Source organism: Micromonospora sp. NPDC049089 (assembly GCF_040648775.1).
Lineage (GTDB): Bacteria > Actinomycetota > Actinomycetes > Mycobacteriales > Micromonosporaceae > Micromonospora.
Map to the genome: position 1 here is coordinate 1 of NZ_JBEZEH010000102.1, position 23729 is coordinate 23729.

The 23729-nt window shown below is 71.6% G+C and carries 23 protein-coding genes, 1 tRNA gene and 1 pseudogene; 11 read left to right on the forward strand and 14 right to left on the reverse strand.

The features are described 5' to 3' along the window. Nucleotides 1-126: 126 nt before the first annotated feature. The 4 genes from AB0B48_RS18655 to AB0B48_RS18670 all read right to left on the reverse strand — a co-directional run bounded on the left by AB0B48_RS18655 (nucleotide 127) and on the right by AB0B48_RS18670 (nucleotide 3651). Nucleotides 127-333 (reverse strand): hypothetical protein, encoded by a 207-nt coding sequence (locus AB0B48_RS18655; protein ID WP_030333429.1) that lies wholly within the window; start codon nucleotides 331-333, stop codon nucleotides 127-129. Nucleotides 334-410: 77 nt separating this feature from the next. Next, on the reverse strand, nucleotides 411-1757 hold the full coding sequence (locus AB0B48_RS18660; protein WP_357202974.1) for a dipeptidase: 1347 nt from the start codon (nucleotides 1755-1757) through the stop codon (nucleotides 411-413). Between the two features lie 36 nt (nucleotides 1758-1793). Then, nucleotides 1794-2939: a M48 family metallopeptidase gene (locus AB0B48_RS18665; RefSeq protein ID WP_357202977.1), complete on the reverse strand. Its 1146-nt coding sequence runs from the start codon at nucleotides 2937-2939 to the stop codon at nucleotides 1794-1796. Between the two features lie 67 nt (nucleotides 2940-3006). Further along, nucleotides 3007-3651, reverse strand: coding sequence for a hypothetical protein (locus AB0B48_RS18670; RefSeq protein ID WP_357202933.1), 645 nt, complete (start codon nucleotides 3649-3651; stop codon nucleotides 3007-3009). Between the two features lie 147 nt (nucleotides 3652-3798). On the opposite strand from AB0B48_RS18670, the gene AB0B48_RS18675 reads away from it, so the two are divergent. After that, nucleotides 3799-4200 carry a rhodanese-like domain-containing protein gene (locus AB0B48_RS18675; protein WP_355009007.1) on the forward strand — a complete coding sequence of 134 codons (402 nt, stop codon included), beginning with the start codon at nucleotides 3799-3801 and terminating at the stop codon, nucleotides 4198-4200. 125 nt (nucleotides 4201-4325) lie between these two features. On the opposite strand, the gene AB0B48_RS18680 is transcribed toward AB0B48_RS18675, so the two are convergent. The 3 genes and pseudogenes from AB0B48_RS18680 to AB0B48_RS18690 all read right to left on the reverse strand — a co-directional run bounded on the left by AB0B48_RS18680 (nucleotide 4326) and on the right by AB0B48_RS18690 (nucleotide 7988). Then, a complete protein-coding gene (locus AB0B48_RS18680) occupies nucleotides 4326-5867 on the reverse strand; it encodes a cobyric acid synthase (RefSeq protein ID WP_357202936.1) in 1542 nt (513 codons plus the stop codon). Nucleotides 5868-6037: 170 nt separating this feature from the next. Beyond that, nucleotides 6038-6976: pseudogene (locus AB0B48_RS18685) on the reverse strand (cobalamin biosynthesis protein); the annotation flags it as partial. 214 nt (nucleotides 6977-7190) lie between these two features. Continuing rightward, the gene (locus AB0B48_RS18690; protein ID WP_357202939.1) at nucleotides 7191-7988 is read right to left on the reverse strand and encodes a single-stranded DNA-binding protein; all 798 of its coding nucleotides are present in this window, start codon (nucleotides 7986-7988) and stop codon (nucleotides 7191-7193) included. A 303-nt stretch (nucleotides 7989-8291) separates the two neighbouring features. Between AB0B48_RS18690 and AB0B48_RS18695 the strand changes: the two genes are divergently transcribed. Continuing rightward, nucleotides 8292-8711 carry an HPF/RaiA family ribosome-associated protein gene (locus AB0B48_RS18695; RefSeq protein ID WP_357202941.1) on the forward strand — a complete coding sequence of 140 codons (420 nt, stop codon included), beginning with the start codon at nucleotides 8292-8294 and terminating at the stop codon, nucleotides 8709-8711. 150 nt (nucleotides 8712-8861) lie between these two features. Next, complete coding sequence (locus AB0B48_RS18700; RefSeq protein WP_357202942.1) at nucleotides 8862-10007, forward strand: alpha/beta hydrolase; 1146 nt, start codon at nucleotides 8862-8864, stop codon at nucleotides 10005-10007. A gap of 16 nt (nucleotides 10008-10023) precedes the next feature. On the opposite strand, the gene AB0B48_RS18705 is transcribed toward AB0B48_RS18700, so the two are convergent. After that, entirely contained in the window at nucleotides 10024-10719 is a 696-nt protein-coding gene (locus AB0B48_RS18705) for a hypothetical protein (RefSeq protein ID WP_357202944.1), read from the reverse strand. Between the two features lie 160 nt (nucleotides 10720-10879). Between AB0B48_RS18705 and AB0B48_RS18710 the strand changes: the two genes are divergently transcribed. After that, a tRNA-Arg gene (locus AB0B48_RS18710) sits at nucleotides 10880-10952 on the forward strand. 224 nt (nucleotides 10953-11176) lie between these two features. After that, nucleotides 11177-11908 carry an LPXTG cell wall anchor domain-containing protein gene (locus AB0B48_RS18715; protein WP_357202947.1) on the forward strand — a complete coding sequence of 244 codons (732 nt, stop codon included), beginning with the start codon at nucleotides 11177-11179 and terminating at the stop codon, nucleotides 11906-11908. 68 nt (nucleotides 11909-11976) lie between these two features. Here the strand turns inward: AB0B48_RS18715 and AB0B48_RS18720 are convergent, their stop codons facing one another. Next, nucleotides 11977-12279, reverse strand: a complete 303-nt coding sequence (locus AB0B48_RS18720; RefSeq protein WP_357202949.1) for a MerR family transcriptional regulator — start codon at nucleotides 12277-12279, stop codon at nucleotides 11977-11979. 701 nt (nucleotides 12280-12980) lie between these two features. Here AB0B48_RS18720 and AB0B48_RS18725 point away from each other — a divergent pair. Both AB0B48_RS18725 and AB0B48_RS18730 read left to right on the forward strand, forming a co-directional pair. Continuing rightward, the gene (locus AB0B48_RS18725; RefSeq protein WP_357202952.1) at nucleotides 12981-13478 is read left to right on the forward strand and encodes a SigE family RNA polymerase sigma factor; all 498 of its coding nucleotides are present in this window, start codon (nucleotides 12981-12983) and stop codon (nucleotides 13476-13478) included. After that, nucleotides 13478-14518 (forward strand): hypothetical protein, encoded by a 1041-nt coding sequence (locus AB0B48_RS18730; protein ID WP_357202954.1) that lies wholly within the window; start codon nucleotides 13478-13480, stop codon nucleotides 14516-14518. The genes AB0B48_RS18725 and AB0B48_RS18730 overlap by 1 nt, the downstream gene beginning before the upstream one ends. Before the next feature lie 8 nt (nucleotides 14519-14526). Here AB0B48_RS18730 and AB0B48_RS18735 read toward each other — a convergent pair whose 3' ends face one another. Next, nucleotides 14527-14961 carry a VOC family protein gene (locus AB0B48_RS18735; RefSeq protein WP_357202957.1) on the reverse strand — a complete coding sequence of 145 codons (435 nt, stop codon included), beginning with the start codon at nucleotides 14959-14961 and terminating at the stop codon, nucleotides 14527-14529. Nucleotides 14962-14992: 31 nt separating this feature from the next. Then, complete coding sequence (locus AB0B48_RS18740) at nucleotides 14993-15976, reverse strand: hypothetical protein (RefSeq protein WP_357202959.1); 984 nt, start codon at nucleotides 15974-15976, stop codon at nucleotides 14993-14995. 315 nt (nucleotides 15977-16291) lie between these two features. On the opposite strand from AB0B48_RS18740, the gene AB0B48_RS18745 reads away from it, so the two are divergent. The 4 genes from AB0B48_RS18745 (at nucleotide 16292) to AB0B48_RS18760 (ending at nucleotide 20149) form a co-directional block, all read left to right on the forward strand. Beyond that, nucleotides 16292-17470: an ATP-binding protein gene (locus AB0B48_RS18745; RefSeq protein ID WP_357202979.1), complete on the forward strand. Its 1179-nt coding sequence runs from the start codon at nucleotides 16292-16294 to the stop codon at nucleotides 17468-17470. Further along, entirely contained in the window at nucleotides 17460-18668 is a 1209-nt protein-coding gene (locus AB0B48_RS18750; RefSeq protein ID WP_357202962.1) for a hypothetical protein, read from the forward strand. Before AB0B48_RS18745 ends, AB0B48_RS18750 begins: the two co-directional genes overlap by 11 nt. After that, nucleotides 18641-19354 carry a response regulator transcription factor gene (locus AB0B48_RS18755; protein ID WP_357202965.1) on the forward strand — a complete coding sequence of 238 codons (714 nt, stop codon included), beginning with the start codon at nucleotides 18641-18643 and terminating at the stop codon, nucleotides 19352-19354. The genes AB0B48_RS18750 and AB0B48_RS18755 overlap by 28 nt, the downstream gene beginning before the upstream one ends. 72 nt (nucleotides 19355-19426) lie before the next feature. Next, complete coding sequence (locus tag AB0B48_RS18760; RefSeq protein ID WP_355008940.1) at nucleotides 19427-20149, forward strand: hypothetical protein; 723 nt, start codon at nucleotides 19427-19429, stop codon at nucleotides 20147-20149. A 115-nt stretch (nucleotides 20150-20264) separates the two neighbouring features. Here AB0B48_RS18760 and AB0B48_RS18765 read toward each other — a convergent pair whose 3' ends face one another. From AB0B48_RS18765 to AB0B48_RS18775, 3 genes are all read right to left on the reverse strand, one after another. Beyond that, nucleotides 20265-21017 (reverse strand): lysophospholipid acyltransferase family protein, encoded by a 753-nt coding sequence (locus tag AB0B48_RS18765; RefSeq protein ID WP_357202968.1) that lies wholly within the window; start codon nucleotides 21015-21017, stop codon nucleotides 20265-20267. Between the two features lie 117 nt (nucleotides 21018-21134). After that, nucleotides 21135-23195, reverse strand: a complete 2061-nt coding sequence (locus tag AB0B48_RS18770) for a glycogen debranching N-terminal domain-containing protein (RefSeq protein WP_357202971.1) — start codon at nucleotides 23193-23195, stop codon at nucleotides 21135-21137. Continuing rightward, nucleotides 23195-23566, reverse strand: coding sequence for an SCP2 sterol-binding domain-containing protein (locus AB0B48_RS18775; protein ID WP_355008943.1), 372 nt, complete (start codon nucleotides 23564-23566; stop codon nucleotides 23195-23197). Before AB0B48_RS18775 ends, AB0B48_RS18770 begins: the two co-directional genes overlap by 1 nt. Between the last annotated feature and the right edge of the window lie 163 nt (nucleotides 23567-23729).

A 23729-nucleotide genomic window follows, 5' to 3' on the forward strand; every position in this document is an offset into this window, starting at 1 on the left:
GTCCAGGCGGCGATCCGGCAAGGCGGAGATTGGCTCGGATACCGGTGTTGTATCCGAGCCAATCTCCAACGCGGCCGGTCGTCGTCTGGGCCCGCCGCAGGCCGGCCAGGGGCTTTGACACACGCCCTAAGCGGAGACGGGTTCCTCGATGCGCAACCCCCGGGCGCGGACCTCGCCGGCGACCCGGGAGAGCACCGAGTCGAGGGCGACCAGTGCGGCGGAGAGCTCACCGAGCTGTTCGTTGAGCGTGTCCTCGGACCACGCGGAGACATCGACATCTCCCAGCGCGCTGACAGCGGCCCCCAACCGGGCCATCACCTCGTTCGTACTCATGTACGAAAGGCTATAACAGCTGACCATCCGACACGCCGTAAACTCCCAGATCAGGCCCAAAGTTGCCGTTCTGACACCTAACTGCTCACCGCCGCCGCCACGTTGCGCAGGAGCAGTGCCTCGGCCAGGCAGACCCGGGCGAACTCACCCAGGTGCAGACTCTCGTTCGGGCCGTGCGCGCGGGCGTGTGGGTCCTCCACGCCGGTCACCAGGATCGCCGCCTTCGGGAACATCTCCTGGAAGGTGGCGATGAACGGAATCGAGCCGCCGACGCCGATGTCCACCGGGTCGGTGCCGTCCCAGGCGGTCCGAAAGGCCGAGCGGGCGGCGTCGAACATCGGCCCGGACGCGTCGATCACGCACGGGTCACCGTCGTGTTCGAAGGTGACGGTCACCTGCGCACCCCACGGCGCGTGCTGCTCCAGGTGCGCGCGCACCGCCGCGTACGCCCGCTTGGGGTCGTCGCCCGGGGCGAGGCGGATGCTGAGCTTCGCCTTCGCGGCCGGGACCAAAGCGTTCGGCGCCTCGCTGGTGGACGGCGCGTCGACACCGAGAATGGCCAGCGCCGGCTTGGTCCAGAGTCGATCGGTGATCCGGCCGGTGCCGATGAACTGCACGCCCTCGGCGAGCCCGGCCTCGGCCCGGACCCGGTCCTCCGGGTAGTCGACGGTGGCGCCCTCCCGGCCGACCAGGCCGTCCACGGCCACGTCACCGGCGTCGTCGTGCAGCGTCGCCAACAGCCGGACCAACGCGGTGAGCGCGTCCGGCACGGCGCCGCCGAACATGCCGCTGTGCACCGCGTGGTCCAGCGTGCGTACCTCGACGAAGCAGTTGACGATGCCCCGCAGCGAGGTGGTCAACGCCGGTACGCCGATGTCCCAGTTACCGGAGTCGGCGATGACGATGACGTCCGAGGTGATCGCGTCGCGGTGCTCGGCCAGCAGTTGCTCCAGCGAGTCGGAGCCGTACTCCTCCTCGCCCTCGATGAAGAGGACCACGCCGACCGGCAGCGCGTCACCGTACGCGCGCAGCGCCGCCACGTGCGCCATGATGCCGGCCTTGTCGTCGGCCGCGCCCCGGGCGTAAAGCCGGCCGTCCCGTTCCACAGGCTCGAACGGGTCGGACTCCCACAGCGACCGGTCGCCGACCGGCTGGACGTCGTGGTGGGCGTAGAGCAGCACGGTGGGCGCTCCGGGCGGGGCGGCCCGACGGCCGATCACCGCCGGCTGGCCGCCGGATCGCACGATGTCGACGTCCAGGCCACAGCCGCGCAGCAGCTCGGCGACCGCCTCGGCGGAGCGTTCCACGTGTGAGTGGTCGAAGCCCTCGAAGGCGATGCCGGGGATGCGGACGAGTCGTTCCAGGTCGGCCCGGACGCCGGGCATCTCCCGCTCGACGGCGGCCCGTACCTCGGACTCGGTCATGATCGGTGAGGTCATGACCGGCATCGTATGCCGGCCTTACCGGGGTGTGCCGGCGGAGCCCGTACCGTCACCGCTGTCCGCGGGGCCGGCGCCGGCCCGCGCGCCCGGGGCGGCCCGCCCGGCGCGGTGTGCGCGGCCCGCCGCCTCGGTGGCGGCGTCCATCCAGGAACGCGCCCGACCGGCGGTGCCGCCCACCCACTCGCCGACGTCGCTCGCGCCGTCGCCGAGCCGGCGCAGCAACCCGACCAGTGGGTCGGTCGACCGGCTGAACTCCTCCCGGTACGACTCGGCAGCCGCCTTGATCTCCTCCGACACGCTTGTCGAGCTGTCGTCCTCGCGGCGCGGATAGTCCCCCGCCAGCACCCGCCCGTACGCCCCGGAGTCGATCCACTGGCGCAGCGACGCCGCCCGCGCCACCGGCACCGGGTGGGTGCTCCACGCGGTCATCCGGATCTTGTGCAGGCTGTCGCGCAGGTCGCCGCCACCGGCGTACTCGGCGGCCTGCTCCAGGAAGGCTGTGGTGTCGACCTGGGACAGGTCACCGCCGCCGGCGAGCTTCATCAGAAGCCGCAGCGCGGCGGCCGGGTCCTGCCCGGCGAGCAGGCCGGCCCGGTCGGCGGAGAGCTCCGCCTTGCGCCACCACTCCAGCATCGCCGCGATGATGGCGCGCAGCGCGATCGCGCCGACCGGCAACCAGCTCAGGTTGGCCGCCCACCGGGTGAGGATCATGAGCATGGTCTTGTAGACCGCGTGCCCGCTGCCCACGTGGCCCAACTCGTGGCCGAGCAGGCAGCGCAGTTCGTCCTCGTCGAACTGCTGCACGCAGGCGGAGTTCAGCACGATGAACGGCCGCTCCAGCCCGACCGCCTCGGCGCCCAACCAGGGCGACTGGGTCACGTACAGCTCGGGCAGTTCGGCCACGTCGAGCGCCGCTGCGGCCTCGGTGTAGCGCTGCCACACCGCCGGATACTGACGGTGGTCGACCCGGATGCCGGAGGCCAGCACGGACAGCCGGAAACCGCGCTCGTTCCACATCCCGAAGAACGCCCGCACCACGTCGTCGAAACCGCGCAGCTCCCGCAGCGCGACCAGGGCACCACGGTCGGCCGGGTGCTCCCAGGCCCGCGAGCTGATGCCGGTGAGGGTGATCCGACGCCGCGCTGGCGCGTCCGCTGCCGTCATGATGGCTCCCCGTTCGCCGTAGCTCTCCGCATCGTGCCGCAGACCGTGGCCCACGTCCATGCCCCGCTCATCGCAGCCGCACGTAGTACCGGTCCGCGTCGAACGGCAGTGTCGGCGCGCCGTCCACCACCAGGTCGGCGTGGGTCGCGGTCTCGTCGACGGCGAAGTGCGCCCGCTCGCCGTCATGCCAGCGGCGCAGCTCGGGCAGGATCTCCGGCCCGTCCCGGGCGACCGCGCGCGCCAGCCGCAGCGACGCGGGCGCGGTGACGAACACGGCCAGCGTCAGCTCCGGCCGGACGACCGCCCGAGCGGCGCTGACCCCCTCGACCACCAGCACCGGAGCCACCGGAACCGGAACCGGCCGGGGCAGGAAACACCGCCGGACCCAGCTGTACCGCCGGTAGGCACCCGGCTCACCGACACGCAGCGGGGCGAGCACCCCCTCGTCGAGCCGGGGCCAGAAGGTGACCTGGTCGTCCCACCCGTCCAGCAGGTCGTCCGTGTGCACCACCGGCGGTCGGCCGCCGAGCGGCCCCGCCAGGGCATCCGCGAGCTGCGCGGCGAACCGGCTCTTACCCGCGCCACTCGGCCCGTCGACCGCGACCAGCCGGGTCCGCCCCAACCGCGCCGGGCTCGCGAGCACCCGACGAGCCAGTTCGGCGTACGCCTCGACAACCGCGACTGTCGGTCCGGCGGTTCCCGGGTTCAGCACAGCCTCCCGTGGTGCATGACCGAAGTATGCCGCCACCACCGCCGCCGTCACGTCCGGGGGAATTGGGGCGGCGACGGGTGACGGGCGGCCCGTTCGCCGCCCGGGGTGCCACCGAATCGGCATGATCGGGTGGTGCTCCGAGACGTGATGAGCCCCGGTATAGACGCCCTGCTCGAACAGGCCCGTGCCGGGCTGCACCGACTGACTCCGCAGCAGACCGTCGAGGCGGTCCGCGGCGGCGCGTTGCTGGTCGACACCCGTACCGAACTGCAGCGCCGCGAACAGGGCGACCTGCCGGGCGCGGTCGTCGTCGACCGGACCGTACTGGAGTGGCGCCTCGATCCGGCCAGTGCCTGGCGGATCCCGGAAGCCACCGGGTACGACCGGGAGATCATCCTGGTGTGCCGACAGGGTTACAGCTCCAGCCTGGCCGCCGCCAGCCTGCAGACCCTCGGGCTGCGCCGGGCCACCGACATGATCGGCGGCGTGGACGCCTGGCTCGCCGCCGGCCTGCCCACCACCGACCGTCCCGCCGACATCCGCCCCTGACTCCCCCGACCCCGCCACTCACGTTCCGTTGCGGGCGGTCGGTCCGCGCAAGATCGTGCCGGGTGGGCGTGGCCCCCACGACGAGGATCGAGCACGACCACCCTCCACAGGGGACGGTAAACCGGTCAGGAGGGTGGAGGACCGGGTGGGATGAAGGGCAGGTCGGCGGGTGGGCCGGCTTCGATGAGACGCCAGAGGGCATCGGTGTCCAGGTGTTCCTCGACCAGGTCGCCGAGCAGGTCGAGCGACTGTTCTCGGGCGGCGGCGAAGCTGGTGGCCGGTGCGACCCGGAACCCGCTGCGACCGGCCAGGCGAGCCGATTCGGTGAGGAACCACCGGCGGAACTCGTCGGACTCGAACGCCCCGTGCCAGTGCGTGCCGTGCACCACGCCGAGCACGGCGCCCTCTCCGACGCCGTCGTCGCCGGTCAGCAGCGGGGTCAGGGTGGGGTCGGCCTGCGAGACGTACCCGTGGTGGATCTCGTAGCCCCGCACCGGAAGGCCACCGGGGCCGGTGCCCACCGACTGCCGGACGGTCTTGCGCGGGTCGAAGGTGATGTCGATGGGCAGCAGACCGAGCCCCGGCACGCTGCCCTGCCGGCTCTCCACTGGATCGTGGATGGCGCGGCCGAGCATCTGGAAGCCCCCGCAGAGGCCGAGCAGGGGCTTGCCGGCCGCCACATGGGTCGCCACCGCGTCGGCGAGACCGGTCTCGCGCAGCCACCCGAGGTCGGCGACGGTGGACTTGGAGCCGGGTAGGACGACCAGGTCGGCGGCGGCCAGTTCGGCCGGTTCGATGGTGAGGCGCACCCGGACGCCCGGCTCGGTGGCGAGCGCCTCCACGTCGGTCGCGTTGCTGATCCGGGGTAGGCGGACGACGGCCACGTCCAGCCATTCGCTGCCGTGCGGGGCGGCGGGTCGACCGAGCACCCGACCGTAGGCGAGTGAGTCCTCCGCGTCGAGCCACAGGTCCAGTGACCAGGGCAGCACCCCGTACGTCGGGCGGCCGGTGACCTGACGCAGCATGTCCAAGCCCGGCTGGAGCAGCCCGAGGTCGCCCCGGAACTTGTTGATCACGAATCCGGCGATCAGCGCCTGGTCGGCCGGGTCGAGCAGGGCCACGGTGCCGAACATCGAGGCGAAGACACCGCCCCGGTCGATGTCGCCGACGACGATGGTGGGCAGGTTGGCGTGCCGGGCCAGCCCCATGTTGACGTAGTCACCGGCCCGCAGGTTGATCTCCGCAGGGCTGCCGGCGCCCTCGCAGATCACCACGTCGTACGTCTCGCGCAGCTCGGCCAGCGCGGCGTACGCGGTTTCGGCGAGCCGGGGACGCAACTGCCGGAAGGTGCCCGCGGTGATCGTGTCGACCGCCTCGCCCAGCAGCACCACCTGACTGGCCAGGTCGCTGCCCGGCTTGAGCAGCACCGGGTTGAACCGCAGGTCGGGTGCGAGCCCGCACGCCGCGGCCTGCATGGCCTGGGCGCGCCCGATCTCGCCGCCGCGCCCGTCCGCCCCGACGACCACCGCCGAGTTGTTCGACATGTTCTGCGCCTTGTACGGCGCCACCTTCACGCCCTGCCGGTGCAGCCAACGGCAGATGCCGGCGGTGAGCACGCTCTTGCCAGCGTCGGACGTCGTGCCGGCCACCAGCAGCCCGCCGCTCACCTTCCACTCCCCCGGCGCACCCCGGCAGCCCTGCCCATCCCGACGGCTCGCAGCACGTGCTCACCGGCACCGGCCGACCGCGGGGCCCCGGCCACGCCACTCAACCCGCGTTCACCGGCCATAACCGCCGACCCTCGCCGGCCCGCACCGGTCAGTGCACGCCTGCTCAGCGCACCGACCAGCCGGCCGAGCGTCACCGGGTACGCGGCGGCCAACCCGACGGCGGCCAGCCCCACCGCGCCGGAGATCCGGGCGGCCCGCTTCAGGTGCCGCGCCTCCGGGCGGGGACCGTCGCCGAGGAACGGCCGCACCTCGGAGCGCCCGAAGTAGACATTGCGACCACCGAGGCGGACCCCGAGCGCGCCCGCCATCGCCGCCTCGCACTGACCGGCGTTGGGGCTCGGGTGGTCGTTGCGGTCCCGCCGCCACACCTGCCAGGCGCGCTGCCGGTCGCCGTGCGCGACCGGCGCGACGGCGATGGTGAGCAGCCCGGTCAGCCGGGACGGCAGGAGGTTGAGCGCGTCGTCCAGCCGAGCGGCCGGCGTGCCGAACCGCGCGTAGCGCGTCGACCGGTGCCCGACCATCGCGTCGAGGGTGTTCGCGGCGCGATAGCCCAGCAGCCCGGGAAGACCAGCGACCGCACCCCAGAGCAGCGGTGCGACCACCGCGTCGGAGGTGTTCTCCGCTACCGACTCGACTGTGGCACGGGCCAACTCCGACTCGCCCAGCGTCGACGGGTCCCGCCCGCAGAGGTGACCGAGACGTCGCCGGGCAGCGGGCAGGTCACCGTCACGCAGCGTACGACCCATGACGGTCGCCTCGTGTCGTAGCGTGCGGCCGCCCAGCACGGTCCAGGTGCCGGCCGCCACCAGCACCGCCCGGGTCACCGGCCGGTGGCGGGTAGCCGCCGCGGCGACCGCCCCGAGCAACACCGGCCCGCCCACGGCCAGCGCGGTGAATGCCGTACCCGCCGTTCGGTCCGGGCGGTAGAGGTGGCGCTCCAGCGCGCCCGCTGCCTGCCCGAAGCCAGCCACCGGGTGCCACCGGCGGGGGTCACCGAGCACCCTGTCCAGCGCGTACCCGGCCAGCAGCCCCACCGCGTTCGCCATCGGCGCTGTCCGTCGCACCCGCACCACCTCCGGCCGGCCAGCCTAGACGAGCATCCCGTGAACCAGCCCAACCCACGGTGCCGCACCGGCAACGAGGACCCGTCGCGTGACGGCCGGCAACCCGCCGACGTCCTGTCACGCGGGGTGACGACGCTGGTCGCGCCGCCACCCCGCCCCCGTCGTGCCGCTCAACCGCGACGGCCGAGCCGATCGATCAGGCTGGTTGCGGAATCCGGCCCCGACCACGCCGCCCTCGACCGGGCTGCGCCGGCTCCGGCTGCCCCTCGTCGGGCACCGAACCCAACTCGATGTCCAGGTCACCGTCGGGGTTGTCGTCGTCCGCCTCGGGCGACGGGGCCAACTCGTCGTCGAATGCCGGCGCAGCGTCGGCCGGCCCGCCCTGTCCGCCGCCCGCAAGCGCTCCGCCGTCACCGAGGACGCCGCCGCTCGGAGGGCTGTCGTCGTCGGCCGGGACGTTGCCGAACGGGCTGGTTCGCAGCTCCGCGTAGTCGGGCAGCTCGAAGTCGTCGTCCAGCGGACCGTCGTCGGGCAGCACTGGCGCCTGGCCGGCCGGCACCGGTTCGGTGGGCTCGCCGTGCACCCGGCTCTCGGCCTCCGCGTCCTCCACCGTGCTGGTCGCCATGCTCGGCCGGTTGCGCAGGAAACGGGCGCGCCCCCGGGACAGGTCATGGCCGACGGCCACCGCCTCCAACTCGTAGAGCGTGCGGTGGTTACCGCCGTCGTCGGTCCAGTCGCGGGTGTAGAGCCGCCCGCAGACCACCACCGGATCGCCGACCATGACGGAGGCCGCCACCCCCTCGGCGAGCTTGCGCCAGCAGTTGACGCGGACGCGGAGCGAATTGCCGTCAACCCACCGGCCGCTGTCCCGGTCGAGTCGGCGGGCGGTGGAGGCGACCTTGAAGTTGGCCACCAGGGTGTTGCTCTGGGTCGTACGCCGCCACTCGGGCGTAGTCAGCACATTGCCGACGATTGTCACGTAAGTGTCGAACATCGTCCCTCCAGGGGGATCGGGGCCTGCCAGCGCGAGTCGACTCGACACGAGCATCGACACTGAGGGCGCCCTTTGTGAGCGCCCGTCCCCGACCTGTGGATGACGAACCCACCTGTGGACAACGCCCTGATCAAGCCCTGCTGTGGTACGCCCGACCCACCCGACCCGCCGTCCACGGTTTCCCAGGCCGCCCGAACTGGGTAAGGACTTGATCAACGCACCACCGACAGCTCCACGTCGACGAGAGGTCAGCGCCATGATGATCACTACCATCGGCTCCGCGAACGCTTCCGAGGCGCAGCGATGAGCGCCGTGGCGAACCCGGCCACCGTGGCTGAGTGCCTGCGGGTGGGCGCCGGGTTCTCCCAGGGCGACCGCAACTGGATCGCCGAGCAGTTCGGCACCCTCGACGCCCGGCTCGCCAGCTTCCACGCCGATGCCACCGAGCTGGAGGTGTCGGTGAAGGACCGGGAGGCGCGCGGTCAGAAGGTCACCCTGGAGTGCTGGATCGCCGGCCGACAGAAGATCGTCACCACCTCCACCGAGGAGGACCTGCACGCCGCCCTCAATGACGTCCGGGACGACCTGCGCCGCAAGCTCAACGACGCCAAGACCCGCCAGGAGCCCCGGCACAACAAGCACCTGCGCGACGTCCCGCAGCCGCAGATCGACGCCGACGAGCCCGTCGACCCGGCCCTCCGCGCCGACGCGGAAACCGTCTGACCCACGCCACACCCCCGCGATCTTGCACTTTCGAACGCCGAATGGCGGCAATCGCCCCTTACGCCGGGACACAAAGTGCAAGATCGCGGGGGCGAGCATCGGGCGGGCGTGGGCTACCGCTGGGTAGGTTGGCGGCGTAGCGTCGCGTTCGTGGAACCGGACGTGTTGGGGCCGCCGTACGAGCGGCAGACGATCGACCTGGGCACCGACGACGAAGGTCCCGTCGTCGCGACGCTGGTCCGGCGGCGGGCCGAGCGCCCCACCGGGCGGGCTGTGCTCTACGTGCACGGCTTCGTCGACTACTTCTTCCAGACTCACCTGGCTGACTTCTTCGCCGAGCGAGGCTGGGATTTCTACGCGCTCGACCTGCGTAAATACGGCCGGAGTCTGCTCCCGGCCCAGACCCCGAACTTCTGCCGCGACATCAGCGACTACTTCCCCGAGCTGGACGCCGCCGCCGAGATCATCCGCAAGGACGACGGGCACGACACCCTGCTGGCGATGGGCCACTCCACCGGTGGCCTGATCATCTCGCTCTGGGCGGACGCCCGCCGCGACACCGGCACCATCGACGGCCTGGTGCTCAACAGCCCCTTCTTCGACCTGAACGCCCCCTGGGCGGTCCGTCGACCCCTCGCGGCCGCCGTGTCCCGGCTGGGCCGCAGGGCGCCGCACCGCATCCTGCCGTTCGGGCTGGGCACTGTGTACGGCGAGAGCATCCACTCCGACCACCGCGGCGAGTGGACCTACGACCTGGCGTGGAAGCCGCTGGCCGGGTTCCCGGTCCGGGCCGGCTGGCTGAACGCGATTCGCACCGGGCAACGCCGGCTGCGCGCCGGGCTGAACATCCAGGTGCCGGTGCTGCTGGCCTGCTCGACCCGGTCATTCCGGGGCACCAAGTGGCACGACAACGCGACAGTGGCCGACGCCGTACTGGACGTCGAGCACATGGTCCGCTACGCGCCCCGCCTCGGTCGCCACGTCACACTGGCGCGCTTCGACGGCGGGTTGCACGACCTCACGCTCTCCGGCCCGGCCGTGCGGACGAAGGTCTTCGACGAGGTGGGCCGCTGGGCCGAGGCGTTCCTCGCCGCCGGCCCCACCGCCCCGGCCGACGCCGCGCCGACCGACGCCGCGCCGACCGACGCCGCGCCAACCAATGCCACCCCGGCCGACGCCGCGCGAACGGACATGGTCCCAGCTGCTGCCGCCCCGACCGATGCCGACCGCGCTGACACAGCGCCGGCCGACGTACAGCCGGCCGACCCGGCGAAGGCGACGACGGCCGGCGGCTGACCAGACCGGGCGCGGTTCAGACGTCGCCGGGCGTCGCCGGAAGGACGGCACTGATCCGGTCGAAGGTCGCCACCGGGTGCGCGCCGACACCGGGCAGGACCAGGCCCAGGCAGTACGGGGAAATCTCACCGGTGGCTTCGGCCTGCACGATGAAGACCGGCGCGCCGACGTACCCCGAAGGCAGTTCGGTGGTGATCAGCACGGCGTCTCCGTCGCGGACCACCCGCTCGATCGCGACCTCCAGCGGCCGCGACCCGTCTTCGCGTACCCCATGGGCCAGCACGAAAGCGGAACTGGTGTCGGCGTCGAGGCGGGCGACCACCTCGGGCCCGGCGGCGATCCCCGCCGGCACCGGCTGCACGCGCCACCGCCAGCCTCCGTCGCCGGCATACCGGTGCAGGCCAGCGGTCGGCAACACGGCGACCCCGTCGCCCACGAAGCGGGCCCAGCCGGGCACGATCTCAGCCTCGGAAATGACGGCCGGGGCCACCCCCGCCGGCTCGGTGACGCTGGCCCGCAGGGTCAACTCACCGCCCGAACCGCCCACCAGGTCGGCCGCCGTCAGCAGCGACTCTCCCACCGGGTCATCGCCGCCCTGGAAGAAGAACGCGGTACCGACGTCGCCCGATGACCGGTACGGCAGGATGGCGCGACCGACGACCTGGCACAGCTCGTAGGCGACGTCGCTCTCGGCGTCGGAATCCAGCAGCACCAGCCAACGGTACGGTCCGGGGCCCGGCCGCTTCGAGGTAACCCGGATGCCCGCTACGGGGCGGACGTGAGACTCTGCTCGGCAACGTGGACGCGGGCACCCTTTTCGCCGTCGGGCAGTGGGACGGCGGTACCCTCTGGGCGCGACATCCACGCCACACGCGCCCGTAGCTCAGCGGATAGAGCAGGGGACTTCTAATCCCAAGGCCGCAGGTTCGAATCCTGCCGGGCGCACTTCACCACCGCAGGTCAGCGGCTTGCCGTGCCCGGTCGAGACGATCACCGCGGCGGCCTTTGAGCACGGTTCGGGGCGAGGCACCGGACGAGCGGGAACGTCGTCTTGGGCGCAACGATCCGAAGGCGGCCGCGACGCAGGCGGGGACGTCTATCCATCTTGCCCTTTCGCGCACTGACGGTAGTATCTCCGTGTTTTTGCTTGCAACGGGGAGGAAGACCACATGCGATGGAAGTTCCCGGCCGGCGCCCTATTGGCGCTGGCCTTTTTGATTCCGGCGGCACCGGCGGTGGCTCACATCGAATCGCCCGGGCTGAACGAGGCCTGCCAGACGGTCGAGCGCAAGACGTACAAGGACATCCGCGAGCTTTTCACCATCGACCTGGACACCGCTCCCGAGCAGGAGATACGGGTGTTGGCCGCCCAGATCCTGTCCGCGGCGAACGCCGACTCGTTGCCCATTCTGCCGGGTGCCATTCAGGAGGCGCTGAAGGGCACTGAGGAAGAGCTCCGCGCGTTCCTCAAGACGAATGTGCAGGCAGCCTGGTCAACGGCTCTGCGGATCACTGTGGTTCGCACGCTGACGGATGCTGGCCCCAACGTGGAGTCGGCCGCGCAGACGGTGCTCCGCGAGGCGGCAGTCGATGCCTATCTGGCTTACCTGAACGACGGCCTGTACGCCGCCCGTGAGCTCGACTGCGCGTCTCAGCCCACTCCGACGCCGACGTCTCAGCCCACGCCGAGCGCTACGCCCAGCGCCTCGACGACCGCTGCACCGACTCCTACTGCCTCTGCCAGCCCGGGTGCCCCCGGCGGCGAGGGTGGCGAGGGCGGTGGGCTGCCCGTTACCGGTGCCGGCACCGCGACCGTGGCCGGCATTGGCAGTGTGCTCCTGCTCCTCGGCGGCGCGGGCTACCTGATCGGGCGCCGACGCCGTTCCCGCTTCGTGGCATAGCTCAGCCTGATGCGCCCGGCTCGATGCTTCGTTGGGCCGGGCGCGTCTGCGCCGCACAAAGGGTGTGCTCAGCCCTGCTGGTGGCGCTCATTGCGCCGAAGGGCCTCTTCGAGTTGGTCCTCAAGAATGATGATTCGGCAGGCCGAGGCCATGTCGGTGCCCTGGTCGCACATCTCCCGGGCTCTCGCGGCAAGGCGCAGTTGGTAGCGGGAGTAGCGGCGGTGCCCGCCACTGGAGCGCTGCGGGTCGATCAGCTTCGCATCGCCGAGTCGGCGTAGGAAGTCCTGCGAGCAGCCGAGGATCTCGGCGGCACGGCCCATCGTGTAGGCGGGGTAGTCCTCGTCGTCGAACATGTCGTCGGGTTGAGCCATGGAACCTCCATCACGAGGGCCCCGGTGCTCGGAAGCACCGGGGCCCAAGGGTTGTGGGTCAGGAACACCATCTACCGACAGAACGTCGGCTTGTCTTGTCCGCACCAGCCGTCGGGGACGGCTTCGGGTGCGAGGATCGCATAAGCGTGACCGGAGACCACCTCTCGTTCGATGGAAACTGCGGTGTCCGCGCCCAGCCCACGAACGCGACTGGCAGCGGGCGATCCAACGGTGTAATGCCCTCCCTTGCCTCTGATTTCCTCTGTCGTACTCCGTGCTGTCCGTCGGTGTCCGAGCCCCACGCGACTTCATGGCCCTGACACGTGCGACGAACCTTTCTCAACCTCGGGTGAAGCCCTGAACAAGCGTCGGCCTCACCCGCTGTCACACGCCTTCCACGTACTACCCAGCGACGGCACGTGCCCGTCGCCGAGCTGAGCAGGCCCCACAAACTCCTGGGCCCCGCTCCTTCGCCCTCGTGCGGGGCGGCAACGTCAGCGTCTTTGTTTGCTCTCTCGACCCCAGAAACATTAGCCGGGGACGGCACGAAAATCTAGCGCTTCGCTCATAGATTTTTCCCGACACGGACGGAGGTAGCCCCGCCGACGCCTCGACAGGTGGGGCGCGTCACGACGGCCCTGCTCGGTGGAAAGTGCCCGGCGGGTGTCTACGGGTTGGCCGGCCTACGGCGTTAATAGGGCGTGACGTTCGAGGAGTACGCGTTCGCTCGCACTTCAGCGCTGGTGCGGCTCGCCCGGCTGCTGACCGGTGACGAGCACCGGGCCGAGGACCTGGTTCAGGAGGTCCTCGCCCGGGCGTACGCCCGGTGGGGGCGCATCTCGCGCACCGACCAGCCGGACGCGTACGTCCGACGCATGCTCGTCAACACCCACAACTCGTGGTGGCGTCGGCTCAGCAGCCGGGAGATCTCGGTTGCCGCGGTGCTCGATCGGGCCGGCGGGGTGGACGAGGCCGCCGGCGTCGCCGAGCGCGACGCGCTGTGGCGGTTGGTCTGTGATCTGCCGGCACGTCAGCGCACCGTGATCGTGCTGCGCTACTACGAGGATCTGGACGACTCGTCGATCGCGGAGATCCTCGCCTGTTCGACAGGGACGGTACGCACACACGCCAAGCGGGCCCTGGCGGCGCTGCGTCGACGACAGGGTGCGGCAACCCACGCATGGGCGGGAGACCTCTGATGTTCAGTGACCTCGACGAGCAGCTCGCCACCACGCTCAGGCATCGGGCGGGAGGCGACATCGACCCGACGCCGATCGTGCAACAGGCCCGGCATCGGGGCCGGCGGTTGCGACTGCGGCGGCGAGGGCTGATCATCGGCGGCGTGGCGGCGGCGTGTGTCGCTCTCACCTCGGTGGTGCTGGCGATCCCGGGTGTTCGGAGCACCGATGACCCGGTCATGCCGGCCGCGGCACTGATGCTGCCGAAGGCGCAGAGCGATGGGACCGTACGCCCCGAGGAGGTCGGCGCCGATCCCGCGACAGTGCACTTCACGACCGACACCCTGGTGAACGGTGCCGACTTCGCCACGTGGCGCACCGGGCGAGGCATCGAGAGCGTCGAGTTCCGGGGTCCGAGCGATCAGGCGCGTTTCGCGCTGGCGCGCACCGAGGCGTTGCTCGACGGGCTCCAGCAGACGCTGTCCTCGCAGGGGCGACCGCAGGGGCGGACCGAGGTACGAGTCGGCGACCGCTCGGGGGTCGCCTGGTTCGATCCGTCCGGCGACCGGAAGCTGTGGTTCGTCCGCTGGCAACCCGCCGACGGGCTCTGGGCCCAGTTGGACAGCTACGCGACCACCCTTGACGACGCGACGGGCACGGCGAGCCGGGTCCGGTTCGACGGCGCCCACCGCTGTGCCGTGCCGTTCCGCCTGGAGTCGCTGCCGCCCGACGGACGGTTGCTGGAGTGCTCGGTCACGCTCGGCCGGTCAGCGCGGGACTTTTTCGTCGAGGGCGCTCTGGTGGTCGGCGACGTGTCCGGCCGTTGGCTGACCGTTCGGGCGCAACCCGCCCCGGCCCGCGACGCCCGGCCCGCGGATCTCGTCGCCGGCCCCTACCGTGCCCGTCGGCAAGGCAGTGACGTCCTGGAGATGGTGGTCAAGCCCTGCGTCGTCGAGGCGTTCCGCAAGGGTTGGGGGAACGGCTACACCGAGGCGGAGGGCTTGGCGATCCTCGGCGGGTACCGGCCGGCCCGCGACCTCGACCGCCTGGAGACCTGGTGACGCAGTGCTCAGGCTGAGGCCGCCGCCACGCAAAATTCGTTGCCCTCCGGGTCGGCCATCACCACGTGTTGCTGGTCGAACTCCGCGAGGACCCGTCCGCCGGCCCGCGCCAGCCGCTCGGCCTCAGCCCGGATCCGCGCCCACTGCTCGTCGGAGTTGCCGTGGCCGGGCACCCGGATGTCGATGTGGAGCCGGTTCTTCGCCGTCTTGGGCTCGGGCACGTTGAGGATGGAGAGGTAGGGGCCGACACCATCGGGGTCGCACAGCCACGCGCCGTGCTCGGGAAGGTCGTCCTCTGGCAGGTCGAACTGCGCGTGCCATTCCGCGCGGGTGGCGAAGGGCGGCGGTGGTGGCTCGTCGATGTAACCCAGGGCCTCCTTCCAGAAGGCGGCGAGCACCTGTGCGTCCGTGGAGTCGAGGGTGAGGGAAATCCGAGCTGCCATGACCGGGACGGTAGCGCGTACCTCCGACTTTCTAGACGGGCCCCAGCAAGGCGGCCAGAGCGGCGTCGCCCTGGCCAAGTTGCGCACCACCCGTCGCTGGCGCGACCAGGAACCGTTGGCAACCGTCGAGTTCCACGTACCGGTCGGGGCCCGCCCCTTCGAGCGGGCGCAGCACCGCGAAGCGGCTCGCCGGGGTAGCACAGTCGACCACCGCCCGGCGGTTGGACAGCCCTCGGAGCACGCCCGCCTGACGCTCGGCCGGCAGCGGGCCGCCGTACACGAAATCACCCGGCGGTTTCTCGCCCTCCTGGAGCGACGCGGGCACCTCGTAGACGCAGAGGCGCAGCGGGCCGGCGGTCGAGCGGGCCGGCGGAGGCGGCCCGGGGCGGCCATTGCGGGTCTCCACCCACACCAGGTCCGTCCACTGTTGGGCACATCCGGCGGCCTCGGCCGCCGCGGATTCGACCTGCCGGATGGTGCGGGTGTCCACAGTGGTCCACTGCGGCCCGGCCAGAGCGGCGATCACCTCGGGGCGCGGCTTGTCGCAGGAGTCCGTCGGGATGTGGGGCCGAAGCCAACGCCCCCGCTCGTCCACCAGTGCGAGCCACGGCGGAATGACCATGTCGAGGGTGCAGGCGACCTTCCCGTTGGCCTGTTCGTCGGGAAGGCGCAGCGCGGTGAGCAGCCGTGCGATCTCCTCGGCGCGTCGCTCGGTGGCGACCTGCCCCTGGCCGCCGTTGGGTCCCGGCCGAATCTCCCGCCCGCAGACCACGGCCGCGACCGGTGTGAACGTGGGGTCGATGCGACCGATCGTCGGCTCGTCCACGGCCGGTGGCGACGCCTCCATGGTCATCTCGCCGGCCCTGGGCGCCTCCGTGGCACAGGAGGTCCACCCGTCGACGATCTGAGCCGGAGCGGGCTCGTCGGCCCGACCCGGCCCAATCTCCGTGCCACCGCAGCCGCCCAACGTCATGCCGAGCAGTGCCACCGCGAGTGCCGTACGGGAGAAGCGCATCCGGCCCACCACCTTTCCATCCGGGGATGAGACGGACGACGGGCGACCCCGGTTCCGGCCGGGTGGTCGCTCCATCGCACCCGGTGATCGACTCGGTTTTTATGATGTCGGGTGGTCAGCCGGCTCCGGACACCCCGACTTCCGCGAACGCGAGTGGATCACGCCCGCCCGCCGCAGCGCCCACAGCACAGAGTGACACATTAGCGACACTCCGCACACAAGGGATGACCCCGCCACGGTCCGCCATGCTATTGTCCGATGTCGATCTACGCCGCGTGGACCCGGACCGGGTCGTTGTCGGAAGGACACTTCCCGATGCCGGCCGTTGCCACCCCAACCGTGCCGCCGCCCACGCTGGACAATCCCGCCGGCGGGGCCCTGGGCCTCATCTTCACCACGTTGCCAGCGCTGCTGCGGCTGAGCTGCGGGCTGTTCGGCGCGGCGGTCGCCGTGTCGGTGCAGACCCCGCCGGTGCAGCAGGCGGTGCTGCTGCCCGCCGTGGGGGTGCTGACCGGCTGGTCCCTCTGGTACGCACACCGCGCGTTGCGCCACGGCATCGGCCCCGGCCTCGTCGGCGGTGACGTGGCGGTCACCGCGCTGACCTGCCTGCTCATCCCGGTGCTGGTGGCGCCCGAGGTGCTGCCCGGCGAGGGCAGCTGGATCGCCGTGCTGGCCAGCACCACGGTGATCAACACACAGGCCACGACCTCGGCACGCTGGTCGATCCCGGCCGGGCTACTCGTGATAGCCACCTACGTGACCGGCACGCAGGCAGCCGGCAACCCCACCGAAGCCCGGGCGCACGCGGCCACGCTACTGGCACAGACCGCCTGCACGGCGATGATGGCGGCGGTCATGCGCCGACGCATCGGCCGGGCGGACCGCGCCTTCGTCGAACACCAGCGGCTGACCCGGGAGGCGTTGGTCGCACGCGCCGCCCGCGAGGCCGAACGCCAGCAGAACCGCGACCTGCACGACACGGTGCTCGGGACGCTGACCATGGTGGGGCTGGGCGCGGTGGCCGGGCCTTCGACAGTCTTCCGGGACCGCTGCGCGGCCGACCTACGTACCCTCGTCGCGCTCACCGACGTCGGCCCGGTGGCCGGTGACGGCCCGGTGCCGCTCGACGGGCGGTTGCGGTTGGTGGCCGGCCGGCTACCCGAGCTTGCGGTGCGGCTGGACCTGGAGTCCTGCGCCGTCCCGGTCGGCGTGGCCGACGCGATCAGCGAGAGCGCCTACGCGGCGCTGTCCAACGTGGTCCGCCACGCGCCGGGCGCCGGGGCCACGCTGCGGCTGACCCGCGACGCCATCGGCGTCGTGGTCGAGGTCGTCGACGACGGCCCCGGCTTCGACCTGGCCACCGTCCCACCGCACCGGTACGGGTTGCGCGAGTCCATCTGTGGCCGGATGGCGACTGTCGGTGGCCGGGCCGACGTGCACTCGGCCGTCGGCGTGGGCACCCGGATTCGGCTGGAGTGGCCCGGTGTCGGCTGACCTGAACGCCCCGGCGCACCCCACCGACGCGCCCGAGACACCGAACTGGACCAGCGTTCCGACGCCTCGGGAACCGGAGTCCCCCGCGGCGCTCGCCGCCCCGGCCGCCGTGGCGCACGCGTCCGACCGGGGTGCCCGGATCGCCGCCGTCGCCATCGCGTTGGCCTGGCACGTCGCGATCGCGCTGCCGGCGGTGCTGTCCGCCCGTGCGGAGTTCGCCGCGCCAGCGGTGGTGCTCGGCGCCTGGGTACTGGTCGCCGTGACCGGCGCGATCGCCGGGGTACGGCTGCTGCAAGGCTCGCCACTGCCGCCGTGGCCGCTGGCCGGGCTGCTGCTTGTCGTCGACGCGGCCGTCTTCGCCGCGGCCGGTGAGCGGCAGTTGTTCACCGCCGCCAACTGGGTGTGGGGCACGCTCGGCTGGTTCTTCGTGCTGGCGGTGTGGGGCCGGCGCGTCGTGGGGCTGATCGCGCTCCTCAGCACCCACGCATTGATCGCCCTGGTCGCGGTGCTCGGGCACGGCCCCGATCCGGCCGACGTGGCCCGCTACGTGATGTACGTCTACGGCACGTTCTCGCTGCCGGTGGCGGTCTTCGTCGGCAGCACCGTCATCGTCGGCCTGGCTCGGGAACGGGCCGCCGTGTCGGCCGCCGGTCACGCGATGGCCGCGGAGCGGGACGCCGCCGAGCGGGGCCTTCGGGAACGCCGGGACCGGCTGGCCCTGGTCAGCTCGGCGGCCGGGCGGGTCCTCGGGGACCTGGCCGCCGGCCAGGCCGACCCGGACGACCCGGAGGTGCAGCGCCGGTGCATGCTGGCCGCCGCCCGACTGCGCCGGCTGATCGCCGAGTCCGACGATGTGCCCGACCCGCTGTTGCACGAGTTGCGAGCCGCCGCCGACCTGGCGGAACGCAACGGCCTTCCGATCGACCTGGTCACCATCGGCACCCCGCCGCCGCTGCCGGTGGAGGTCCGCCGCCGGCTGGCCGACCCGCTCACCGGCACCCTGGCCGACGCCCGGGAATGGGCGCGTCTGACAGTGGTCTCCGGCTCGGACGAGGTGGTGGTCAGCCTGGTCACACCGGACCGGGAGGGGCCGGAGTCGACCGGCCCGCCCCCCGGGGAGCACGACGACGGGCCGGTGGAGTACCTCTACGAACGGGACGGAAACATCAGATGGGCGCAGACCCGGTGGCGGCGGTGACCGGCGATCGACCGGTCGGGGTGGCGATCGTCGACGACCACCCGGTGGTGGTCGAGGGGGTCCGCGCCTGGCTCGCCACCGAGCCTCGCCTGACGGTGCTCGCCACCGGCGACGACCCGGACGCGGTGCTGCGGGCGGCGCCGCACGCCGACGTCATACTGCTCGATCTGCGACTGCACGGGCGGATGGCGTTGGACAAGTTGGCCGAGCTGAGCGCCGCCGGCCGGCGGGTGGTGGTCTATTCGGAGCACACCGACCCGCAGACGATGCTCGCCGCGTTGGACGCCGGGGCGGTGGCGTTCCTGGCCAAGCACGAGGGCCGGGAACACTGCGTGGAGACGGTGCTGGCCGCGGCGAGCGACCGTCCGTACGTGCCGCCGGCGCTGGCCGGTGCGATGGTCGGCGACCCACGGCCCGACCGGCCGATGTTGTCCGACAAGGAGCGTGAGGCGCTGCTGCTCTGGTTCCAGTCGATGTCCAAGGCGTCGGTGGCCCGGCGCATGCAGATCAGCGAGCACACAGTGAAGCAGTACGTCGACCGGGCACGGATCAAGTACACCCGGGCGGGGCGACCCGCCGCCACAAAGGCGGCACTACTCGCCCGTGCGATCGAGGACGGTCTCGTCCGCCCGGAGGAGATCGGCATCTACCGGTCACAGGCGGCGCACGACCGGCCGACCCCCTAACAGGCGTCATGACAGGGGCGCGCCGGTCCGGAAGGCTTCGTTACACAGCCAGCTGACCGGAAGGTCGTGACGATGCACGCCGACGCGTCCCCCTTCTTCATCGGTCCTCACCGGTTCGACGCCACCGACGACGACGTGGGCCCGACCCTGGACCGCCGCTACAACCTGCGACCCATGCCCGGCGAGCGGTTGCTCGGGCGACACCGGCTGCTGGTCGCGGGCTACCTGCTCGGGCCGAGCGAGGTGCGACGCCGCTGGCAGTTGCCCGAGCCGGTCGCGGTGACCGTCACCGACCAGCGGATCTGCTGGGTGGGCAGTGGCTCGCACCTGTCGCTGGTCGCCGACGGCACGCACCGAGCCCGGCCACCGGCTCGACTGAACGGCCTGATGAGCGGTCAGATCCGCTGGCAGTGGCCGTCCCGGTTGGAGCTGCCGACGAGCGCGCCGGACGTCCCAGCCCAGCTGCTGATCGTCTGCGACGCGCTGCGCACCATTCAGCAGCCGGCGTTGGCCTTCAGCGGAACGACAGCCGAGGTCGTGGCGCTGGCCCGGCAGGTCCGCCGGGCGGTTGCCATGTTCCGGCTCAACCGTCCACAACTGGTCGACCTCTCGGCCCAGGAGCGCGACGTGCTGCTGCTGCGGGCCGGCCCCGGTCTGCTCGCCGGCGACACCCGGATCACGCTGCCCGGCTCGTTGCCGGTGGAGTTCCACTCCCGGGACGACTACTACCGCTCAAGACCGGATCCGACCTCGTGGGGCGGGCTGGCAGGCGGCGCAGCATCCGGGCAGCGGTGACACCGACCGTCCGCGTCGGCAGACACCGTTCTGCCCTGGCGCGGAGCAATCCAGCCAGCTAGGGCGTGCGTCGAAGCCCCGGGCCCACCGAGAACGTCGACACACGCCTTCAGCGTCAGGCGCTGGGAGCGGGGTGTTCGGCGGCGGCGTCCAGAGCGGCGGCCTCCTCCGGCGTGGGCGCGCTGCCGCCCAGGTGCGCGGGCTGCCACCAGGTGTCGTCCGGGCCGGCCGGGGTGTCCGGATAATCCCGCTGTGCCCGGTCGACGAGGGTGCTGAGGCGGGTGGTCAGCTCGGCGGCCAGCACGTTCGGGTCCGGGAAGTCCGCCGGGCTGATCGGCTCGCCGATCAGGATCGTGATCGGCGTGTGCCGACGGGTCAAAGTGCGCGGGCGGCCCTTGGTCCAGAGACGCTGGGTGCCCCACAGCGCGACCGGCAACACCGGCACCTTCGCCGAGCGGGCCATCCGGACCGTGCCGCTCTTGAGCTCCTTGACGGTGAACGACCGGCTGATCGTCGCCTCGGGGAAGACGCCGACGACCTCGCCCTTCTTGAGCGCGCCAACGGCGGCGCGGAACGAGGCAGCGCCGGCCTGCCGGTCCACCGGAATGTGCCGCATACCGCGCATCAGCGGGCCGGAGATCTTGTGCGTGAAGACCGAATCCTTGGCCATGAACCGCACCAGGCGGCCCGACGCGTTCGCCCCCAGACCCGCGAAGATGAAGTCGAGGTAGCTGACGTGGTTGCTGGCCAGCACCGCCCCGCCCGTGCGGGGTACGTGGTGGGCGCCCTCGATGGTGATCTTCAGGTCGAGGACCCGGAACAGCGTCTTGGCGGTGGCGATAACGGGCGGGTACACGAGCTCCGGCATTCGCAGAATCTACCCTGACCGGCTGGGTATCGGCTGGGTGGCGACCCGGCGGCGGCGACGCGGGCGGCGGCGGCGACGCGGGCGGCGACGCCACCGCCGGTTCGGCGGCCGAATCGGTCAGTCCGCGAGGTTGTCCAGGTCCAGTCGACCCCGGGCGAACGCGTCCACCCGGCCCCAACGACCGGGGATGTCCAGCACCTCGATGCGACCCATCCCCACCGGCAGCCGTGGCTCGACCGCCAGGTGACCCTCGTGCGGCTCCAGACCGAGCATGGTGCGCAGCAGCAGCAGCGGGGTACCTGTCGACCAGGCCTGCGGGCTGCACGCCGTCGGGTACTCCACCGGGAACTTGGTCAGCTCCCGCGGGTAGCCGCCGAATGCCTCCGGCAGCCGGCCGTCGAAGTACGTGGCCGCGTCCAGGATGCCGTTGGCGATGGTCGCGGCCTCCTCGGCGAAGCCGTACCGGCGCAGACCCCAGGCGATGAACGAGTTGTCGAACGGCCAGATCGTCCCGTTGTGGTAGCCGATGGGGTTGTAGCGGGCCTCCCCCTCGGCGAGGGTGCGCACCCCCCAGCCGGAGAAGAGCCGCGGCCCGACCAGGTGCGCGGCGAGCTTCTCCGCCCGCTCGGGTTCGACGATCCCGCTCCACAGCAGGTGGCCGATGTTGGAGCTGAGGATGTCGCACTGCCGGCCGTCCGGGTCCAGGGCCAGGGCGAAGTACTCACCGTCGTCCACCCACCAGTCCCGGTTGAACCGCTCCTTCAGCTCCGCCGCCTCCCGCTCCAACTGGTCGGCGAACTCCGGGTCACCCCAGAACTCGCGCGCCAACCGGGCCGCGCGGACCTTCGCGTCGTACGCGTACCCCTGCACCTCACAGGTGGCCCGGGGGAACGGCGGCAGCGTGCCGTCGGAGTAGGAGATCGAATCCCAGGAGTCCTTCCAGCACTGGTTCTCCAGGCCGGTGTCGGTGTTGCGTCGCTCGTACCAGATGTAGCCGGTGCCAACCAGGTCGGCGTAGTTGTCGATCCACCTCAGCGCCGCCCGGGACTCCTGCTCCAACTCCTTGACCAGCGCGACGTCCCCGCTCCACTTTTCGTACTCGTCGAGCAGCACGATGAACAGCGGCGTCGCGTCGACCGAGCCGTAGTACGGCGAGTGTGGCTGCTCCTCGAAGGCCGCGGTCTCGCCGTAGCGCATCTCGTGCAGGATGCGCCCCGGGTCCTCGTCCCGGAAGTCGTCGAACCGGCTGCCCTGCAGGGACGCCAGGATGCGCAGCGTCGTCTTCGACAGCTGCGGAGTGAACGGCAGTGTCTGGAGGCAGGTGAGGATGCTGTCCCGGCCGAACATGGTCATGAACCAGGGCAGACCGGCGGCCGGCAGGGTGGCACCGCCCAGCGACAGCGGCGAGAAGCGCAGCGCCGCCAGGTCGATCAGACTGCGCCGGTACGTGCTCGCCACCCGGCCGTGCTCGCTGTTGACCTTCGGTGCGTCGGCGATCCACTGCTCCAGGTCGTGCTGGAGGGCGAGCCGCTCGGTGCCGTGTTTGCGCAGGCCGAACCGCAGGTCCCGGCCACCGGGTCCGACCGCGTAGGTCTGGACGTCGATCGAGGCATCCCACTGCTCGTTGGGCTCCAGGTGCACGGTGTACGAGAAGCCCTTGCTGTCGTACCGGGCCGACGTCGACGACGAGATGACCGTCTCCCGCCGGAAGTTCCCCCGCCGGTACCCCAGCCGCAGCCGGTCCGACTCCACCTCGGTGTAGATCTCGCCCTTCTTGTTGAGGATCTCGTCCTTCACCTGGAACAGGTCGGCGAAGTCCGACGCCGCGTCCATTCGGACTTCCAGGTCGACAGGCTTCTCGTCGTGGTTGAGGATGGTCAGCTGCTCACAGAAGCTGCCGCCCACCGCGCGCTCGCGGATGATCGACAGCTTCGCGTCCACGTAGTGCGTGGCCATCCCCGGGACCAGGAAGAATCGCGACTCGAAGTACTGAAGGTCGTCGTAGGAGAGCGAGTTGAGCCGCTCACCGTTGATGGTCAGTACCCAGGTCGACAGGAACCGGGTGTCGATGGAGAAGAGCCCGGTGGGCTCGCTCGGCGTCGCCTCGATGTCACCGGTGTCCTCGCAGACGACGAACGTGTTGCCGTCCAGGATCCGGATCGTGTTGCTCTGCCCCATCAGTGCTCCTCCCCCGCGAATCGCCGACGCGGCCCACGGGCGTCCGGGGAACCCGGAAAGATCCGCTCCACCTGTACGACGAGGCGAGCGTCACCGGACACCGTCATGTCCCCCCGCAACAGCGCCGCCAGCCCGTGCTCGCGCCCCGAGGCGATGTCGTCGAAGAGGACCGGGCTCGCGCCGATCACCGTGTCGGCCTCCTGGTCCTCCTGACTGACGTTCAGCCGGCCGTGATCGATCCTCAGCAGCCAGTGCCGGGTCTGCGCCCCCTCGTGCAGGTCGATCCGCAGCGTCCCGGAGGTCTTGGCCAGCAGAGGTTCGTACCCCCGCCGGTCCAGGTCCTCGAAGAACCTCGTGGTCGCGTCCACCATCGGGTCCACTCCTCCCAGTTGCCGGGCCGGGGATCCCACCCACCGCGCTCGCGTCGCACGGACGGCCGGCGTTGCACGTCCCCGCACGGGTCCCCGCCGCTCCCCCGCTCAACCTCGCCCGATCCGGGTGAGCAGGGGGTGGAGACACCACGCGCCGGCCCTC

What these genes read in the sequence shown, in the direction of transcription:
- AB0B48_RS18655 (WP_030333429.1), bottom strand. Translation starts at nt 333, where the DNA reads ATGAGTACGAACGAGGTGATGGCCCGGTTGGGGGCCGCTGTCAGCGCG.
- AB0B48_RS18660 (WP_357202974.1), bottom strand. Translation starts at nt 1,757, where the DNA reads ATGACCGAGTCCGAGGTACGGGCCGCCGTCGAGCGGGAGATGCCCGGC.
- AB0B48_RS18665 (WP_357202977.1), bottom strand. Translation starts at nt 2,939, where the DNA reads ATGACGGCAGCGGACGCGCCAGCGCGGCGTCGGATCACCCTCACCGGC.
- AB0B48_RS18675 (WP_355009007.1), top strand. Translation starts at nt 3,799, where the DNA reads ATGAGCCCCGGTATAGACGCCCTGCTCGAACAGGCCCGTGCCGGGCTG.
- AB0B48_RS18690 (WP_357202939.1), bottom strand. Translation starts at nt 7,988, where the DNA reads ATGTTCGACACTTACGTGACAATCGTCGGCAATGTGCTGACTACGCCC.
- AB0B48_RS18695 (WP_357202941.1), top strand. Translation starts at nt 8,292, where the DNA reads ATGAGCGCCGTGGCGAACCCGGCCACCGTGGCTGAGTGCCTGCGGGTG.
- AB0B48_RS18715 (WP_357202947.1), top strand. Translation starts at nt 11,177, where the DNA reads ATGCGATGGAAGTTCCCGGCCGGCGCCCTATTGGCGCTGGCCTTTTTG.
- AB0B48_RS18720 (WP_357202949.1), bottom strand. Translation starts at nt 12,279, where the DNA reads ATGGCTCAACCCGACGACATGTTCGACGACGAGGACTACCCCGCCTAC.
- AB0B48_RS18730 (WP_357202954.1), top strand. Translation starts at nt 13,478, where the DNA reads ATGTTCAGTGACCTCGACGAGCAGCTCGCCACCACGCTCAGGCATCGG.
- AB0B48_RS18735 (WP_357202957.1), bottom strand. Translation starts at nt 14,961, where the DNA reads ATGGCAGCTCGGATTTCCCTCACCCTCGACTCCACGGACGCACAGGTG.
- AB0B48_RS18740 (WP_357202959.1), bottom strand. Translation starts at nt 15,976, where the DNA reads ATGCGCTTCTCCCGTACGGCACTCGCGGTGGCACTGCTCGGCATGACG.
- AB0B48_RS18745 (WP_357202979.1), top strand. Translation starts at nt 16,292, where the DNA reads ATGCCGGCCGTTGCCACCCCAACCGTGCCGCCGCCCACGCTGGACAAT.
- AB0B48_RS18755 (WP_357202965.1), top strand. Translation starts at nt 18,641, where the DNA reads ATGGGCGCAGACCCGGTGGCGGCGGTGACCGGCGATCGACCGGTCGGG.
- AB0B48_RS18760 (WP_355008940.1), top strand. Translation starts at nt 19,427, where the DNA reads ATGCACGCCGACGCGTCCCCCTTCTTCATCGGTCCTCACCGGTTCGAC.
- AB0B48_RS18765 (WP_357202968.1), bottom strand. Translation starts at nt 21,017, where the DNA reads ATGCCGGAGCTCGTGTACCCGCCCGTTATCGCCACCGCCAAGACGCTG.
- AB0B48_RS18770 (WP_357202971.1), bottom strand. Translation starts at nt 23,195, where the DNA reads ATGGGGCAGAGCAACACGATCCGGATCCTGGACGGCAACACGTTCGTC.
- AB0B48_RS18775 (WP_355008943.1), bottom strand. Translation starts at nt 23,566, where the DNA reads ATGGTGGACGCGACCACGAGGTTCTTCGAGGACCTGGACCGGCGGGGG.